Below are 14,431 nucleotides of genomic sequence, written 5' to 3'. Positions count from 1 at the left end.
CGCCCCGTTTTTATGCGCTTTCGTTTTGCGGGCACTATAGCGGCCGGGTTCGCGCGGAGCAAAGGGCGAATGGGCACGTTGGCGCGGGGCGCCCAGCTCGGGCCGCGCCTGCCCGGCCCTCCGCTTACGCTACAGGCGTTCGCCGGACGTCCTTCCACTGGAAGGACGCTTGATCCGGCTCACCCCTCATCGCAAGGCGTCAGCGGTTTTCCATGAAGCTCCGCAGCCGCTTGATCCCCTCGGCGACCCGCTCGGGGCTTTGCGCATAGGAAAACCGGATGGTCTGCGCGCCGCGATGGGGGTCGAAATCCATCCCCGGCGTGACCGCCACCCCGACGCTCTCGAGGATTTCCGCGGCGAAAGCGGCGCTATCCTCAGTCAGCTCCGACACGTCGGCATAGAGGTAGAACGCCCCATCGGGCGGCGCGATCCGGGTGAAGCCCATCTTCGGCAGCTCTTCGAGCAACATCTGCCGGCTCTGCCCGTAGCGCGCGACATTCTCGGCCATCTCTTCGAGGCTCTCCAGCGCGCCCAAGGCCGCCACCTGGCTCGCATGGGGGGCGCAGATGAACATGTGCTGCGCGAGACGCTCCACGGTGCGCAGATGGCTTTCGGGCACCACCATCCAGCCCACGCGCCAGCCCGTCATCGAGAAGAATTTCGAGAAGGAGTTGATCACGAAGACGTCGTCGCTGATCTCCAGCGCCGAGACCGCACGGCCCTCATATTGCAGCCCGTGATAGATCTCGTCCGAGATGAAGGCGATATCGCGGGCCTGACAATGCTCGATCAGCGCCTGCAGCTCCGGCTTGCCCAGCATCGTGCCCGACGGGTTGCCCGGCGAAGCCACGATCAGCCCGGCCAGATCGTCCGGGATTTCCTCGGGCGTCGGCTGGTAGCGGTTCTGCGCTTCGGTCGGAATGCCCACCGGCTCAATCGAGAGCGCCTTGAGGATCTGGCGATAGCTCGGATAGCCCGGCTCGCCCAGACCCACCTTGTCGCCCACATCGAACAGCGCCGTGAAGGCCAGCTGGAACGCCCCCGACGAGCCCGACGTGATGACCACGCGCGCGGGATCCAGATCGATGTCGTACCAGCGCTTGTAGAGCTTCGCGATCCCCTCGCGCAGATAGGGCAGCCCCAGCGCCACCGTGTAGCCCATCGGCTGGCTCTCCAGCGCTTCGGCCAGACGGCGCTTGGCGGCCTTCGGCGCGGAGGTGCCCGGCTGGCCCACTTCCATATGCACGATGTCGCGGCCCGCAGCCTCCGCCTCTGCCGCCATGCGCAGCACATCCATCGCGATGAACGGTTCCACCTGCCCGCGTTTCGACTGCCGCATCCGCCTTCTCCTTGCCGCTTGAGATTTCGCCCAAGGGGTTAGGCCGAAGCCGCCCGAGCGTCAATGCGGCGTCACTGCACGCATATGTCGTCGCGCGCCTCGCGATGAAGCCGCGCCCTGCGCGCTAACGCCCTCTTGATCCCGCGCGCCCGAGCGGTCAGGTTGCTTGCGAACCAACAGGACCCGATCCAAAGGATACGCCCATGCTCCGCACGCTTCTGGCCGCGACCGCCTTCGCCGCGCTCGCCACGGCCGCCCCGCTCACCCCGGCAGCCGCGCAGGATTTCGACTTCGCCAACATGTCCGACAGCCAGAAATCCGCCTTCGGTGACGCCGTGCGCGAGTACCTGATGGCCAATCCGCAGGTTCTGGTCGAGGCGATCAACGAGTTGGAAGCCAAGCAGCAGGCGCAGCAGGCCGATAACGACAAGCAGCTGATCAAGACCAATGCGAAGGATATCTTCGAGGACGGTTACAGCTGGGTCGGCGGCAATCCCGATGGCGACATCACCGTCGTCGAGTTCATGGATTACAAATGCACCTACTGCAAAAAAGCCTATGACGAAGTCTCGGACCTGATCTCGAAAGACGGCAATATCCGCTTCATCGTGAAGGAATTCCCGATCCTCGGGCAGCAGTCGGAACTGGCGGCGCGCTTCGCGGTCGCGACGAAGCAGATCGACGGCGACGACGCCTATGCGAAGATGCACGACACCCTGATGAAGGCGCGCGGCAATCTCACCGTCGAGAGCCTGAGCCAGATCGCCAAGGATCAGGGCCTCGATCCCGCTCCGATCCTCAAGCAGATGAACGATGACAAGGTGACCGAGGTGCTGCGTCAGAACTACCAGCTGGCACAGCGCATGGCGATTTCGGGCACCCCGGCCTTCGTGATCGGCGGGCAGCTGCTGCGCGGCTACGCGCCGGAAGCGGCGATGGCGAAAATGGTCACCGAAGAGCGCAACGCCGAGTGATCCGCATCTGAAGAACGCCGCGCACGGCATTCTTTGGATTGAGATTTTTAAGATAGCAAGCGCCGTCCGGGTCCATCGCGATCCGGGCGGCGTTTTCATGTCGTTTACCGTGCGAGTCCGAAGTTTTCACGTCTTAGGGGGCCGTTAATGGATCGGGCGTAGCCTGCCCTCGAAAAGGACTGTGATGCGACTCGAACTGCTGCTTATGACCCTCTCGGTGCTCTGCGCGCCGATCGCCGCCCTCGGCATGCTGCCAGAGGACCGACCGGGGCTTTACCTCGTGGTAGTCCCGCCTTGGCGCGCCGCCGATCAGGTGATCGCCGCCGCAGGGGCGCACCCCGTGGGACCGGTGCGCGCGCCCTTGGGGGAATTCGCAGCAGCAGATGCGCCGGGCACGCTCGCCCGGCTGCGGGCGGCGGGTGCATGGGTCGTTCTCGACGCCAAGAAAATGGCCTGGCTCTGCGGGGCGGCCGAGATTTGAGGGACCTCTGATGATTGACGGGAACACCGCTGGGCCGACCACTGTGCAAGCGCCACAAAAAGACGCGCATATGCGCCAGGTGCGGAAATTGCTGGCCTTCGGGACAGTCGCCATGGCCGCCATCGTCACGGCAACCGCCTATCTGGTGGGCAATGCCTTCCTCGTGGCCAGCGTGACCGCCTGGGTCTTCGCCTCTGCCGCTCTGCTCGGGTGGCGGATGCGCGATCGGCGGCGCGGCAACACCATCCTCGCGCAAGGGGTGATCGGCCAGGCCGTGGCCCTCACCGCCGCACTCTCCGGGCATCCGTGGCAAATCGATGCGCACCTTTCGTTTTTCGCGCTGATGGCCGTGCTGATCGTGATGGTCGACAACCGCGCGATCTTCTTCGCCGCAGCGACCATCGTGGTGCACCACCTCGCGCTCTCCGTCCTGATGCCCAGCCTGATCTATCCCAGTGCCGATATCTGGGAAAATGTCACGCGCTCGCTTTTCCACGGTGCGACCGTCGCCATCGAAACGGCGGTGCTCGTCTATGCCGTGCTCAACCGCCGCCGCATGGAAAGCTCGATGGAAGAGCGCGTGGCAGAGGCGATCGACGCCACCGCCCAAGCCGACGAAGCCCGTCGCCAAGCGGAGGGAGAGACCACGCGCGCCCAGCAGATGCAGGACGCCGCGAGCGAAGCCGCCCAAAAGGCAGAGGCGCTGCGCGTCGATGCGGAACGCAACGCGCGCGAGGTCGAAGAAGCGACCCGCCTCGCCCGCCTGGCCGAAGAAGATCTCGCCCAGGAACGCGCCGAAACCACAGCGCGCCAAACCCGCGTCGTCGAAGCGCTCGAAATCGCCCTACAACAGCTCTCGCGCAAGGACCTAAAGGCCCGGCTCGGTGAGGTGGATGCGGATTACGCGGGGCTGGCCGTCAATTTCAACACGGCGATTGAACAACTCGAAGGCGCCATCGCCCTCGTCACCGGCCACAGCGTCGACATCCGCCAGCAGATCGGCGAGATCAGCGCCGCCTCCGCCTCCCTCTCGACCCGGGCCGAGAAGCAATCGGGCACCCTTGCCGACGCGGCCGCCTCGCTCAACGAATTGACCTCCTCGGTGCAATCGGGCGCGAAAATGGCAGCCGAGGCCGCGAGTGCCGCCAGCAATGCGGAAACCGTCGCCAAGGAAAGTGCCGCGGTGGTCAGCGAGTCGATCCGCGCGATGAACGAAATCGAAACCAGTTCGAAACAGATCGAGCGCATCACCTCGGTGATCGACGATATCGCCTTCCAGACCAACCTCCTTGCGCTCAACGCCGGTGTGGAAGCTGCCCGCGCAGGTGAGGCCGGTCGCGGCTTCGCCGTCGTCGCCTCTGAAGTGCGAGACCTCGCGCAGCGCTCCTCCGCCTCCGCAAAAGAGATCACCGCACTGATCGAAGCCTCGGGCCAACAGGTCAGCACTGGCGTCGAACTCGTCAGCAAGACCGTCGCCTCGCTCGAAGGCATCGTGAAATCGGTCGAAGAGATTTCACAGCGCGTCGCCCAGATGGCGCGCTCCTCCGAGGAGCAATCCCGCACCCTCGCGGCGATCAACGGCTCGGTCGAACAGCTCGATCACGCCACCCGCCAGAATGTTGCGATGTTTGAAGAAACCACCGCCGCGAGCAAAATGCTCGACGACCTCGCCGAGGCGCTCCGCGAAGCCGTGACGCAATTCTCGACCTCCCCCGCTGTGATTGAGGACCAAGACGCGCTTCCGCGAGCGAGTTGACGATTGGCCCGGCTCAATAGCCGGAGCGCTCGACCGCGGCGAGGACCATGCCGCTCGCCGAGGCCCGCGACGCGGCAAGTCGATCGCGTTTGGCTGCGAACCGGATAGGACTGCGTGCGAACTGCCTACCGCGATAAAAAAGCCGGCGCGGTGAGGCGCCGGCTTTCTTTATGGTCTCTATCATCGAGCCTTACGAGGCGGGCACGACGTAGACGATCGCGCGGCTATCAGGGTTCACGAAGACCGTGTTGTCGTTGATGTTGCCATAGGCATAGGTGCTGTCCGGCACCGGCGTCAGCGTCACCATGTCCGGAATGACCTTGCCGGTCGCGACTTCCCCGTCGAGATAGACCGGCGCGACGGGGTGCTTCTCGACCCAGGTGATCGTGGTCGGCTCGGGCTTGGCCGCAGCGCCCACACCGGCCGAGCCGATCAGCGCGCCGACCACGGCGCCGACGGGGCCACCCACGGCCGCACCGGCTGCCCCGCCAGCAGCAGCACCGGTCAGGGCCGCTGCGCCTTGGCCATCCTTGTTGGCGTTATCACCCGGGACCTGAATCTGGTTCACGGTGACCGATTGCGGGCCGGTCGACAAAAGCGCCATCTGGCCGTCGACCATCACACCCAGCTGACCTGCGGGCGCATAGCCATTCATGCCATCAAAAGTCACCTGACAGATCGTGCCATCGGGCAGACAGCCTTCCACCGGGACGATGGTGCCGTCGGAGACCGTCGCGATCGTTTTCGACGAGGCCTCGATCCCGGCGTGGATATCGAACTCGCCTTGGGCGGTGGCCATCAGCGGCGGGCTGGTTTCGGCAAAAGCGGTACCGGCGATCATCGTGGTGCTGGCGGCAGCAGCGAGGATAGTTGCGAACTTGCGGGTCATTGGAATTACCTCCTTCATTACCCTGACCGTCGCGAGGGACGGCCTCTCTCCGTTGTGGGGAGGGAAATGTGGAGGGGCGCCAATTCGTTCCCCGGGAACCCCATCACGGCAGCGTGATAAGGGCTGATTTCGGGGGCACTGCGGCACTTTTCCGCTTATTCGGCGGCGGCTTTCTCCGCTTCGATTTCGGCCGATTTTTTCTCAACCAATTCAACGATATGGTCGATCATATCCGCGTTGGATTGCTTGTGATCCTGCTTGCCGGCCATGTAAACCATGCCCGATCCGGCACCGCCGCCGGTAAAGCCGATATCGGTCATCAGCGCCTCGCCGGGACCGTTCACGACGCAGCCGATGATCGACAGCGAGATCGGCGTCTTGATGTGTTCGAGCCGTTCTTCCAGCTCCGCCACGGTCGCAATCACGTCGAAGCCCTGGCGCGCGCAGGACGGGCAGGAGATGATCTGCACGCCGCGGGTCCGAAGCCCGAGCGATTTCAGGATCTCGAAACCGACCTTCACCTCTTCGACCGGATCGGCCGAGAGCGAGACGCGCAGCGTGTCGCCAATGCCCATCCACAGGAGGTTGCCCAGCCCGATCGCAGATTTCACCGTGCCGGAAGTCAGCCCCCCTGCTTCGGTGATACCAAGGTGGATCGGCGCGTCGGTCGCCTCAGCGATGCCTTGGTAGGCGGCGGCGGCGAGGAACACGTCCGATGCCTTCACCGAAATTTTGTATTCGCGAAAATCGTGATCTTCGAGAATGCGGATATGGTCCATCGCGCTCTCGACCATCGCCTCCGGACACGGCTCGCCGTATTTCTCCAGCAGGTGCCGCTCGAGCGAGCCCGCGTTCACGCCGATCCGGATCGAACAACCGTGATCCTTGGCGGCGCGCACGACCTCGGCAACGCGCTTCTCGTCGCCGATATTGCCGGGGTTGATGCGCAGGCAGGCCGCCCCCGCCTCCGCCGCCTCGATCGCGCGTTTGTAGTGGAAATGGATGTCCGCCACGATCGGCACCGGGCTTTCGCGGCAAATCTCGCGCAGGGCGCGCGTGCTGGATTCATCCGGGGTCGAGACGCGCACGATATCCGCGCCGACATCGGCCGCGCGGATCACCTGATCGAGCGTCGCGCGCACGTCCGAGCTGTCGGTATTGGTCATCGTCTGCACCGAGATCGGCGCATCACCCCCGACGGGGACATTGCCGACCATAATCTGGCGAGACTTGCGGCGGTAGATATTGCGCCACGGACGGACCGGGTTGAGAGACATGCAAACGCTCCTTCGAGACCTCGGCTCCTGATACGCCAAGGCCCGCTGCGGTGCAACGGGCCGGGGCGGATCGTGATCTGCGGTTTATTGCTGGTCGGTCTGGGCCGGCGCGGCGGCATCGCCCGCATCGGCCACGGCGATCATCTTCGCGAGGTCCTTGTCCTGCGCGAGATTGGCGACCGGATAGTCCTCGTCGAGTGCGGCGGAGGACAGCTTGATGTTCTTCGTGACCTGACCGCGCTTGCCGACCGGGCCATGCGTCACGCCGTTGACCGCGAAATAGATCGCGCCGGATTCACCCGTGCGCATCGTCGGCGCTTCCTCGAGCTTTGGCAGCACGTAACGCTCGCCCGCATCCATGACCTTCTCGAACAGCGTCGCGCCATCGGCAGACTTGATCCGCACCCAGGACGGGCGCACGGCCAGCACGACGACATCGGGCTGATCCGCTCCCAGCGCCTTGGCGACGGCGGATTGGATATTGTTCTCGGGGCCTGCCGCCGAGGCGAGTTGCGTGCCCTGCGGCGTGTTCGGGGACGTGTTGGACTGCGCCAGACCGATGAGATTGGGGGTCAGACCCGGAGCGGCCGCGCCCACGCCCTGCCCAGCAAGCGCGCCGGTGGCATTGGGGTCGATCGAGGCGATGGGCCCGTCGCGCGAGACCAGAACCGGCGCGTCGAGGGCCGCCGGACGGTAGATGCGCGCGGAGCGCTCGGGTTGGTTGACCTCGGGCAGCGTGTCGTCGGCCTGCGCCATCTCCGGCCCGTCCTTGACCGAGTCGAGCGGGTCGAGATCGGCCATCACGCCGGGGGCCTGATCCACGGGCGTCAGCTGCACGCGCTGCACTTCCTGCAGCACGGTCCAGCCGCCATAGCCGATACCGCCGCCGATCAGCGCCAGAACGAAAAGCGCACCGACGGCGCGCGGCTCGATCTTGGTCCAGAGCGATTCCTTGCGCGGAATGAAGGCGGGATTGGCGAGCGCCTCGGCCATGTCCTTCGGGTCGCGCTGCGGCTTCGGGCCGGAGGCGGCCTCGGACATGCCATGGGCGGGCGAGTAGCCAGCCTCGTTGCAGAAGCGCTGGAACGACCATTCCGGGTCAAGACCGAGATAGCGCGCGTAGGAGCGCACATAGCCCGCGATGAAGGAAGGCGTGTCGAAAGCCTCGACGTCGCAGGCTTCGATGGCCGCGATATAGGCTGCTTTGATCCGGAGTTCACGCTGGACATCAAGGAGCGATTTGGCGAGCGTCGCCCGCTCGCCGCGCATCACATCGCCAAGACGAAGTTCGAAATCGTCGAACCCTTTAGGTTTGACTTCGTCCCCCGTCGAAGGTTTAGCCCTTCGCCCGATCATGCTGCCTGTCCCTGCCGTTGCCCGCCTGCGTCGATTCGGAGCCAATAGCCCCTTCGATTAACAAAGGCTTATCACAAGCAAGCGAGCCGCGCACGCGCCTATGTGGCTTACGCGCTGGCTTCGGCGCGATTTAGCTCACAGCGCGCCCAAAGCGCGTCCATGCCCTTGACCAGACCGTCAATCATACCGGTGTCGTGCACCGGCGAGGGCGTGAAGCGCAGACGCTCAGTGCCGCGGGGCACGGTCGGGAAGTTGATCGGCTGGACATAGACCCCGAACTCGTCGAGCAGCATGTCCGACAAGGCCTTGGTATGTTTGGGGTCTCCGATGATCACAGGCACGATATGCGAGCCGTGGTCGATGATCGGCATGCCCATACCTTTCAGGCGCATCTTGAGAATCTTCGCGTGCAGCTGCTGCTTGTCGCGCAGCTCCTGACCGCCCTCGCCTTTCAGGAAGGCGATCGACGCGGCAGCGCCAGCCGCAACCGCCGGCGGGATCGAGGTGGTGAAGATGAAGCCCGGCGCATAGGAGCGCACGGCATCGACCATCTTGGCCGAAGCCGCGATATAGCCGCCGAACACGCCGAAGGCTTTGCCCAGCGTGCCGTTGAAGATGTCGATCCGGTCCATCTCGCCCAGCTTCTCGGCGATACCGGCACCGCGCGGGCCATACATGCCGACTGCGTGCACCTCGTCGAGATAGGTCAGCGCGCCGAATTCCTCGGCCAGATCGCACAGCTCGGAGATCGGGCCGAAATCGCCATCCATCGAATAGACCGACTCGAAGGCGATCAGCTTCGGCGCGGCCGGATCGTCGGCGGCCAGCAGCTCGCGCAGATGCGCGACGTCATTGTGACGGAAGATGCGCTTCGCCCCGCCGTTGCGACGGATGCCTTCGATCATCGAGGCGTGATTCAACTCGTCGGAATAGATGATGAGGCCGGGGAACAGCTTGGGCAGCGTGCTCAGCGTCGCGTCATTCGCGATATAGGCCGAGGAGAAGACCAGCGCGGCCTCTTTGCCGTGCAGATCAGCGATCTCATGCTCAAGCCGCTTGTGATAGACCGTCGTGCCCGAGATGTTGCGCGTCCCGCCCGAGCCTGCGCCGGTGGCGTCCAGCGCCTCGTGCATCGCGGCCAGCACAACCGGATGCTGACCCATGCCCAGATAATCGTTGCCGCACCAGATGGTGATGTCCTGCTTCGACCCGTCCGGCTTGGTCCAGACGGCGTGGGGGAAATTACCCTTTTCGCGCTCGATATCGATGAAGACGCGATAGCGGCCTTCCTCGTGCAGCTTGTCAATCGCCTGATCGAGTGCGCGGTCGTAATCCATCTCGTGCTTCCCTTGCATGACTGTTCGCTGGGTCTGCCCTACCGGGCACCACAAAGCGCGACATTGATAAATGTCAAATTCCTCTCCCTGAAGGGCAAAAATGTCGCAAATAGTCATGAAAAGCAAACATTCAGTTTTCGCAATTTGTCGCGCCCTTGCGTCACCCCCTCTGGACAGTGCCGCGCGCGGCCCTAGGCTGAGGCCAAAATAAAGGAGGCCAGCATGGCACTGAACGAGGTTCTCACGGAAATCGATAGCGGCCTGGACGCCGCGATGGACCGTCTTTTCGAGCTGCTGAAAATCCGCTCGATCTCGACCGATCCGGCCTATCGCGAAGAGACCCACGAAGCTGCGGAATGGCTCGTCAAGGAATTGAAATCGCTGGGTTTCGACGCCGAATTGCGCCCGACCACGGGGCACCCGATGGTGGTTGCGCATTCCAAGGGCGAGGGCCCGCGCCTGCTGTTCTACGGTCACTACGACGTGCAGCCGGTGGACCCGCTGGAGCTGTGGGACACGCCCCCCTTCGAGCCGCAGATCGAGGATACCGAGAACGGTCGCGTCATCCGCGGTCGCGGCGCGTCCGATGACAAGGGTCAGCTGATGACCTTCATCGAGGCCTGCCGCGCCTATAAGGCCGTGAACGGCGAGCTTCCTGGCAATCTTGTGATCTTTCTTGAAGGCGAGGAAGAATCGGGCTCGCCCTCGCTGGTGCCCTTCCTCGAGAACAATCGCGAAGAACTGACCTCAGATCTGGCGCTGATCTGCGACACCTCGATGGTCTCGCCCGGCGTGCCCTCGATCGCAGGCTCCTTGCGCGGGATGCTGAAAGAGGAATTCACCCTCCACGGCCCGCGCATCGACCTGCATTCGGGCCATTACGGCGGCCCTGCCCTGAACCCGCTGCGCGAGATTTCCAAGGTCATCGCGAGCTTCCATGACGATCAGGGCCGCGTTGCGGTGGATGGCTTCTACGAGGGCGTCCACGAAGTCCCGGCCGAACAGCTCGAAGCGTGGAAGACCTGCGGCTTCGACGAGAAGGAATACCTTCAGCACGCGGGCATGACTGTGCCGCATGGCGAAGAGGGCTATTCGACGCTGGAGCAGCAATGGGCACGCCCGACGCTGGAGATCAACGGCCTCTGGGGCGGCTATCAGGGTGCGGGCTCGAAAACCGTGATCCCGGCCGAGGCGCATTGCAAGATCACCTGCCGCCTCGTGGGCGACATGGACCCCGCCCACGTCCGCAAGGCGCTGCGCGCCCATGTCGAGGCACGCCTGCCCGTCGATGCGCGCATCACCTGGGACGGCGATCTCGATGGCGCACCGGCTTCCGTGATGGACACCTCGCGCCCCGAATTCGAAGCCGCGCGTCAGGCGCTTTCGGACGAATGGAACCGTGAGGCGGTGATCGTCGGCATGGGCGGCTCGATCCCGATCGGCTACTACTTCAAGTCGATCCTCGGCATGGACGCGATGCTGATCGGCTTCGCCAATGACGACGACGCGATCCACTCGCCGAACGAGAAATACGACGTGAAAAGCTTCCACAAGGGCATCCGCTCCTGGGCGCGCATCCTCGACCGGATCGCGAAATAAGCACATGGCGGGGGCTTCGCGGCCCTCGGCAGACGCAATTATCGCAGAAGGCTGCCGGAGCTTGGCCCGGCAGCCTTTTCATTTGTCATTGGGGCGCGATCATTTCGCAGCCTGCAGGACAGTGCCGAGGGGCGGCTCGGCGCGTTTCTCGACTGGCTGACGGAACCCAGCTGACCGACGCCTCAGCGCTCGGTCAGTTTCAGCTCGATCCGGCGGTTCTGGGCGCGCGCTTCGGGCGTGTCGGCGGTGTTCACCGGGTCGAACTGCGCGAAGCCGGCGGCGGCGAGGCGTTGCGGCGGGAAGCCGAGGCTCTCGACCATGTATTTCACCACCGACAGCGCGCGGGCCTGGCTCAGCTCCCAGTTATCCTTGAACTCGCCCTGCCCCGACAGCGGCGTGTCGTCGGTATGGCCATCGACGCGGATGATCCACGGGATGTCGCCGGGGATTTCCCCGCGCAGCTGGTCGAGCAGCGAAGTCACCTGTTTGATCTGCGCGCGGCCCGCATCCGAGAGGGTCGCGGAGGCCGGCGCAAACAGCACCTCGGAGGAGAACACGAAGCGGTCGCCTTCGATCTTCACGCCCTGCTTGCCCTTCAGAAGCTGCGACAGCTTCCCAAAGAATTCAGAGCGGTAGTTCTCCAGATCTTTTGCCTTGGCCTCGGCCTCCTTGCGCATCTTCTCCTGCAGGTCCGCGCGCTTCTTCTCCTCAGACGCCGCACGGGCGAGCGCCGCGTTCAGCTGCTGGCCGAGATTGTCGAGCTGCACCTTGGCCGCGGCATCCTTCTGCTGCGCCTCGTCGAGCACGTTTTGCAGCTGCGCGAGCTGGCCCCGCAACGCCGCGACCTGCTGGTTGAGCAGCGCGACTTTCTTCTGTGCCCCTTCCGAGATCGCCTGCTGATCGGCCAGCGCCTTCTGCGCGGTGGCTTTCAGCGCAGCCTGCTTCTCGGCCTCGGACAGCTGCTTGCCGAGTTGCTTTTCCAGATCGTCTTTCGCGGTCTGCGCGGCGGCGAGCTTGGTCAGCGTGTCCTCGGCCTTTTTGCGCGCCTCTTCGAGCTGCAGCGTCATCGCCGCGACCTCATCGCCCGATTTCGTCAGCTTGTCGCGCAGATCGGCGATGGTTTCCTTGCTCAGCCGGATTTCGTCGGCCTTGGCGCTCGCATCCTGCTGGGCGGCGTTGCGCTCGCCCACCAATTGCGCGACGCGGGCCTCGAATTCGGTGATCTTCTGCTTGGCATCGGCCAGCGCGGCCTTGCGGTCATCGAGCTGCGAGGTCAGCGTCGCGATCAGCGAATCCTGCTGGTCGGCCTTGTCCTTCGCATTCTCCAACTCGCCGGTCAGCTGCTGCGTCTTCGTCTGTTGCAGCGACAGCGCCTTGGCGAGGTTCGACACCTGTTCGTTCAGCTGGATCAGCTCGCCTTCCTTGGTGCTCAGCGTATCGCGCAGCACAGATTGCACGATCATGAAGATCGACAGCACGAACATCAGGACCAGAAGAAGCGCCGTCATCGCATCGACGAAACCCGGCCAGATATTGGTCGAGAACCGATTGCCGCCGCGCCGTGCCAGAGCCATGAATTAATCCTCGCGATGCGGTTTGTAGCCGAGGATCGCCCGGGTGAGACCTGCGAAATCATGGCGCAGCTCGGCCATGCTTTCCTGCCGCCCGGCGCTGACTTCCTCGAGCATCCGCATCATCTGCTGATCGATCGAGCGCAACCGCATCCGGGTCTCCATCAGCGCCTCTGCTTCGGGCGCGCCTTCGGCCGTGCGTTGCGCGAGGTGATCGAGCGCGCCGATCAGCCGCTCCTGCCCCTCGGCCATCTGCTGCAGCGCGCCTTGCTGGCGGTGGCGCGCATCCATCTCTGCCGAGAGCCGTTCCGACAGGTCGTGGATCGCGTTCGACAGATGCGCGATCCGCGCCTCGGTCTGCACGCGACCGGCATCGGAGCGCACGAACAGCGTCTGGATCTGGTCCATCTGCTCGGACATGTGATCGAGGACGCCCGCCACCATCGAGCCTTCGCCATCGCCACCTTCAAGCGCGGTGAAGCTGAGCCGCGTGATCGAGGAAATCCATTCCTCCAGCTCGCGGTAGAACCGGTTCTGACCGTGGCTCGCGAACAGTTCCAGCAAGCCCACCACCAGCGAGCCCGCGAGGCCCAGGAGCGACGAGGAAAACGCCGTGCCCATGCCGCCCAGCTGCGCCTCCAGCCCCGTCATCAGGTTGTCGAACACGCCGATCGCGCTCTCGCCTTCCTTGGGCGCCAGTGCGCGGATCGTCTCGACCACCGCAGGCACGGTGGTGGCGAGGCCGTAAAACGTCCCGAGAAGGCCGAGGAAGATCAGCAGCCCGGCAATATAGCGCGTGATGTCGCGCGCCTCGTCGATCCGGGTCGCGACGGATTCGAGGATCGAGCGGCCCGAGGACGACGAGACCGCGCGGCGTGCCTCGCGCGAACCCAGCAGGGACGCGAGCGGCGCCAGCATCGACGGCGGGCGCACCTGCGGACGACCGGGTCGGTCCGCGGCGAAGCTTTCGATCCAGTTCACCGCCTTCACCAGCTGCACCACCTGCCAGAAACAGGCGAGGATGCCGAAGACGAAGACCGCGAGGATCACCCCGTTCAGCCAGGGATTGGCGAGGAAAATCGGGAAGATGCGCGAATAGGCGAAATAGCCCCCCGTAGCGACCAAGCCGAGCACCAGAAGCATCAGGATCACCTGACGCACGGGTTGTGAGAATTGCGGCTCCAGCCGGATCGGCTCTTCCATTATTGCCCCTCTTGCCTGTTTGCGCAGAGCCTAGCGAGGGTGCAGCCCTTCGCCAAGGGCTATCACGACAAGTCGTGCAGCCGTGCCACCAATGCATCAAGATGGGGATCGGGGATGCCCAATTCGTGCAGATGCTGGGCAGTATTGAACAGATAATCGCGGTTCGGCCCGCGCCCGCCGGTGGCGCTGGCGATGATCCGCGCCTGCTCGTCATCGGAAAGCCCGCCGCAATACTGATCGTGATGGCGGTCGATCACATAGGTCACCGCGCGCAGGCGCCGCCCGTCATCGAACTCCACATCGATTTCACGTTCCAGATAGGCCGAGGTGACCAGTTCGCGCTCGCGCAGATAGGCCATGACCGCGTCTTCCTGTCCGGGCTTCACCGCGAAGGCGAGCCCCGCGCAGGCGCCCTGCCCTTCGTCGAGCGCCAGCACCAGCCCCGGCGCTTCGGGCGTGCCCCGATGCACCAGCGAGCGCAGGCAGAAGCTGCGCTCCCAACCCGGCGCACGGGCGAGCATCCGCTCGTCAAAATCGAAGCCGGGGTTCCAGATCAGCGAGCCGTAGCCGAAGACCCAGATCCTGTTGTCGTCGCACTGGTCCTGCATGAGAACACGGCTTACATGGGGTTCACCCGATTTGCAAAGAG

12 protein-coding genes are annotated in these 14,431 nt (G+C 64.4%); 4 read left to right on the top strand and 8 right to left on the bottom strand.

The genetic code is table 11. From position 1 onward, the window contains the following. Positions 1 to 199: 199 nt before the first annotated feature. Positions 200 to 1,339: a pyridoxal phosphate-dependent aminotransferase gene (locus ACZ7GB_RS17760; protein ID WP_472159781.1), complete on the bottom strand. Its 1,140-nt coding sequence runs from the start codon at positions 1,337 to 1,339 to the stop codon at positions 200 to 202. A 203-nt stretch (positions 1,340 to 1,542) separates the two neighbouring features. Between ACZ7GB_RS17760 and ACZ7GB_RS17755 the strand changes: the two genes are divergently transcribed. From ACZ7GB_RS17755 to ACZ7GB_RS17745, 3 genes are all read left to right on the top strand, one after another. Beyond that, positions 1,543 to 2,313: a DsbA family protein gene (locus tag ACZ7GB_RS17755; protein ID WP_472159779.1), complete on the top strand. Its 771-nt coding sequence runs from the start codon at positions 1,543 to 1,545 to the stop codon at positions 2,311 to 2,313. 184 nt (positions 2,314 to 2,497) lie between these two features. Beyond that, positions 2,498 to 2,794: a hypothetical protein gene (locus ACZ7GB_RS17750; protein ID WP_078540530.1), complete on the top strand. Its 297-nt coding sequence runs from the start codon at positions 2,498 to 2,500 to the stop codon at positions 2,792 to 2,794. Positions 2,795 to 2,906: 112 nt separating this feature from the next. Further along, positions 2,907 to 4,550 (top strand): methyl-accepting chemotaxis protein, encoded by a 1,644-nt coding sequence (locus ACZ7GB_RS17745; RefSeq protein ID WP_472159777.1) that lies wholly within the window; start codon positions 2,907 to 2,909, stop codon positions 4,548 to 4,550. A gap of 190 nt (positions 4,551 to 4,740) precedes the next feature. On the opposite strand, the gene ACZ7GB_RS17740 is transcribed toward ACZ7GB_RS17745, so the two are convergent. From ACZ7GB_RS17740 to hemA, 4 genes are all read right to left on the bottom strand, one after another. Then, complete coding sequence (locus tag ACZ7GB_RS17740) at positions 4,741 to 5,439, bottom strand: DUF1236 domain-containing protein (RefSeq protein ID WP_472159776.1); 699 nt, start codon at positions 5,437 to 5,439, stop codon at positions 4,741 to 4,743. Between the two features lie 155 nt (positions 5,440 to 5,594). Further along, a complete protein-coding gene (gene ispG / locus ACZ7GB_RS17735) occupies positions 5,595 to 6,716 on the bottom strand; it encodes a flavodoxin-dependent (E)-4-hydroxy-3-methylbut-2-enyl-diphosphate synthase (protein ID WP_134332810.1) in 1,122 nt (373 codons plus the stop codon). 84 nt (positions 6,717 to 6,800) lie between these two features. After that, entirely contained in the window at positions 6,801 to 8,072 is a 1,272-nt protein-coding gene (locus ACZ7GB_RS17730; RefSeq protein ID WP_078549917.1) for a helix-turn-helix domain-containing protein, read from the bottom strand. Positions 8,073 to 8,179: 107 nt separating this feature from the next. Further along, positions 8,180 to 9,409: a 5-aminolevulinate synthase gene (gene hemA, locus ACZ7GB_RS17725; RefSeq protein WP_078520969.1), complete on the bottom strand. Its 1,230-nt coding sequence runs from the start codon at positions 9,407 to 9,409 to the stop codon at positions 8,180 to 8,182. Between the two features lie 222 nt (positions 9,410 to 9,631). Between hemA and ACZ7GB_RS17720 the strand changes: the two genes are divergently transcribed. Next, positions 9,632 to 11,008: a dipeptidase gene (locus ACZ7GB_RS17720; protein WP_078570876.1), complete on the top strand. Its 1,377-nt coding sequence runs from the start codon at positions 9,632 to 9,634 to the stop codon at positions 11,006 to 11,008. 182 nt (positions 11,009 to 11,190) lie between these two features. Here ACZ7GB_RS17720 and ACZ7GB_RS17715 read toward each other — a convergent pair whose 3' ends face one another. The 3 genes from ACZ7GB_RS17715 to ACZ7GB_RS17705 all read right to left on the bottom strand — a co-directional run bounded on the left by ACZ7GB_RS17715 (position 11,191) and on the right by ACZ7GB_RS17705 (position 14,390). Further along, a complete protein-coding gene (locus tag ACZ7GB_RS17715; RefSeq protein WP_078570875.1) occupies positions 11,191 to 12,582 on the bottom strand; it encodes a peptidoglycan -binding protein in 1,392 nt (463 codons plus the stop codon). Between the two features lie 3 nt (positions 12,583 to 12,585). Beyond that, the gene (locus tag ACZ7GB_RS17710) at positions 12,586 to 13,782 is read right to left on the bottom strand and encodes a biopolymer transporter ExbB (protein ID WP_078520972.1); all 1,197 of its coding nucleotides are present in this window, start codon (positions 13,780 to 13,782) and stop codon (positions 12,586 to 12,588) included. 62 nt (positions 13,783 to 13,844) lie between these two features. Beyond that, positions 13,845 to 14,390, bottom strand: coding sequence for a gamma-glutamylcyclotransferase (locus ACZ7GB_RS17705; RefSeq protein ID WP_472159773.1), 546 nt, complete (start codon positions 14,388 to 14,390; stop codon positions 13,845 to 13,847). Positions 14,391 to 14,431: the final 41 nt, after the last annotated feature.

This window comes from Thioclava sp. PTB-PU3-1, from assembly GCF_055666785.1.
This window is presented reverse-complemented; position numbering and strand designations above follow the sequence as displayed.

Bases quoted from the DNA above. Each gene is read 5' to 3' on its own strand.
- ACZ7GB_RS17750 (WP_078540530.1), top strand. From the start codon at position 2,498: ATGCGACTCGAACTGCTGCTTATGACCCTCTCGGTGCTCTGCGCGCCG.
- ACZ7GB_RS17740 (WP_472159776.1), bottom strand. From the start codon at position 5,439: ATGACCCGCAAGTTCGCAACTATCCTCGCTGCTGCCGCCAGCACCACG.
- ACZ7GB_RS17720 (WP_078570876.1), top strand. From the start codon at position 9,632: ATGGCACTGAACGAGGTTCTCACGGAAATCGATAGCGGCCTGGACGCC.
- ACZ7GB_RS17745 (WP_472159777.1), top strand. From the start codon at position 2,907: ATGGCCGCCATCGTCACGGCAACCGCCTATCTGGTGGGCAATGCCTTC.
- ACZ7GB_RS17730 (WP_078549917.1), bottom strand. From the start codon at position 8,072: ATGATCGGGCGAAGGGCTAAACCTTCGACGGGGGACGAAGTCAAACCT.
- ACZ7GB_RS17755 (WP_472159779.1), top strand. From the start codon at position 1,543: ATGCTCCGCACGCTTCTGGCCGCGACCGCCTTCGCCGCGCTCGCCACG.
- ACZ7GB_RS17760 (WP_472159781.1), bottom strand. From the start codon at position 1,339: ATGCGGCAGTCGAAACGCGGGCAGGTGGAACCGTTCATCGCGATGGAT.
- ispG (WP_134332810.1), bottom strand. From the start codon at position 6,716: ATGTCTCTCAACCCGGTCCGTCCGTGGCGCAATATCTACCGCCGCAAG.
- hemA (WP_078520969.1), bottom strand. From the start codon at position 9,409: ATGGATTACGACCGCGCACTCGATCAGGCGATTGACAAGCTGCACGAG.
- ACZ7GB_RS17705 (WP_472159773.1), bottom strand. From the start codon at position 14,390: ATGCAGGACCAGTGCGACGACAACAGGATCTGGGTCTTCGGCTACGGC.
- ACZ7GB_RS17710 (WP_078520972.1), bottom strand. From the start codon at position 13,782: ATGGAAGAGCCGATCCGGCTGGAGCCGCAATTCTCACAACCCGTGCGT.
- ACZ7GB_RS17715 (WP_078570875.1), bottom strand. From the start codon at position 12,582: ATGGCTCTGGCACGGCGCGGCGGCAATCGGTTCTCGACCAATATCTGG.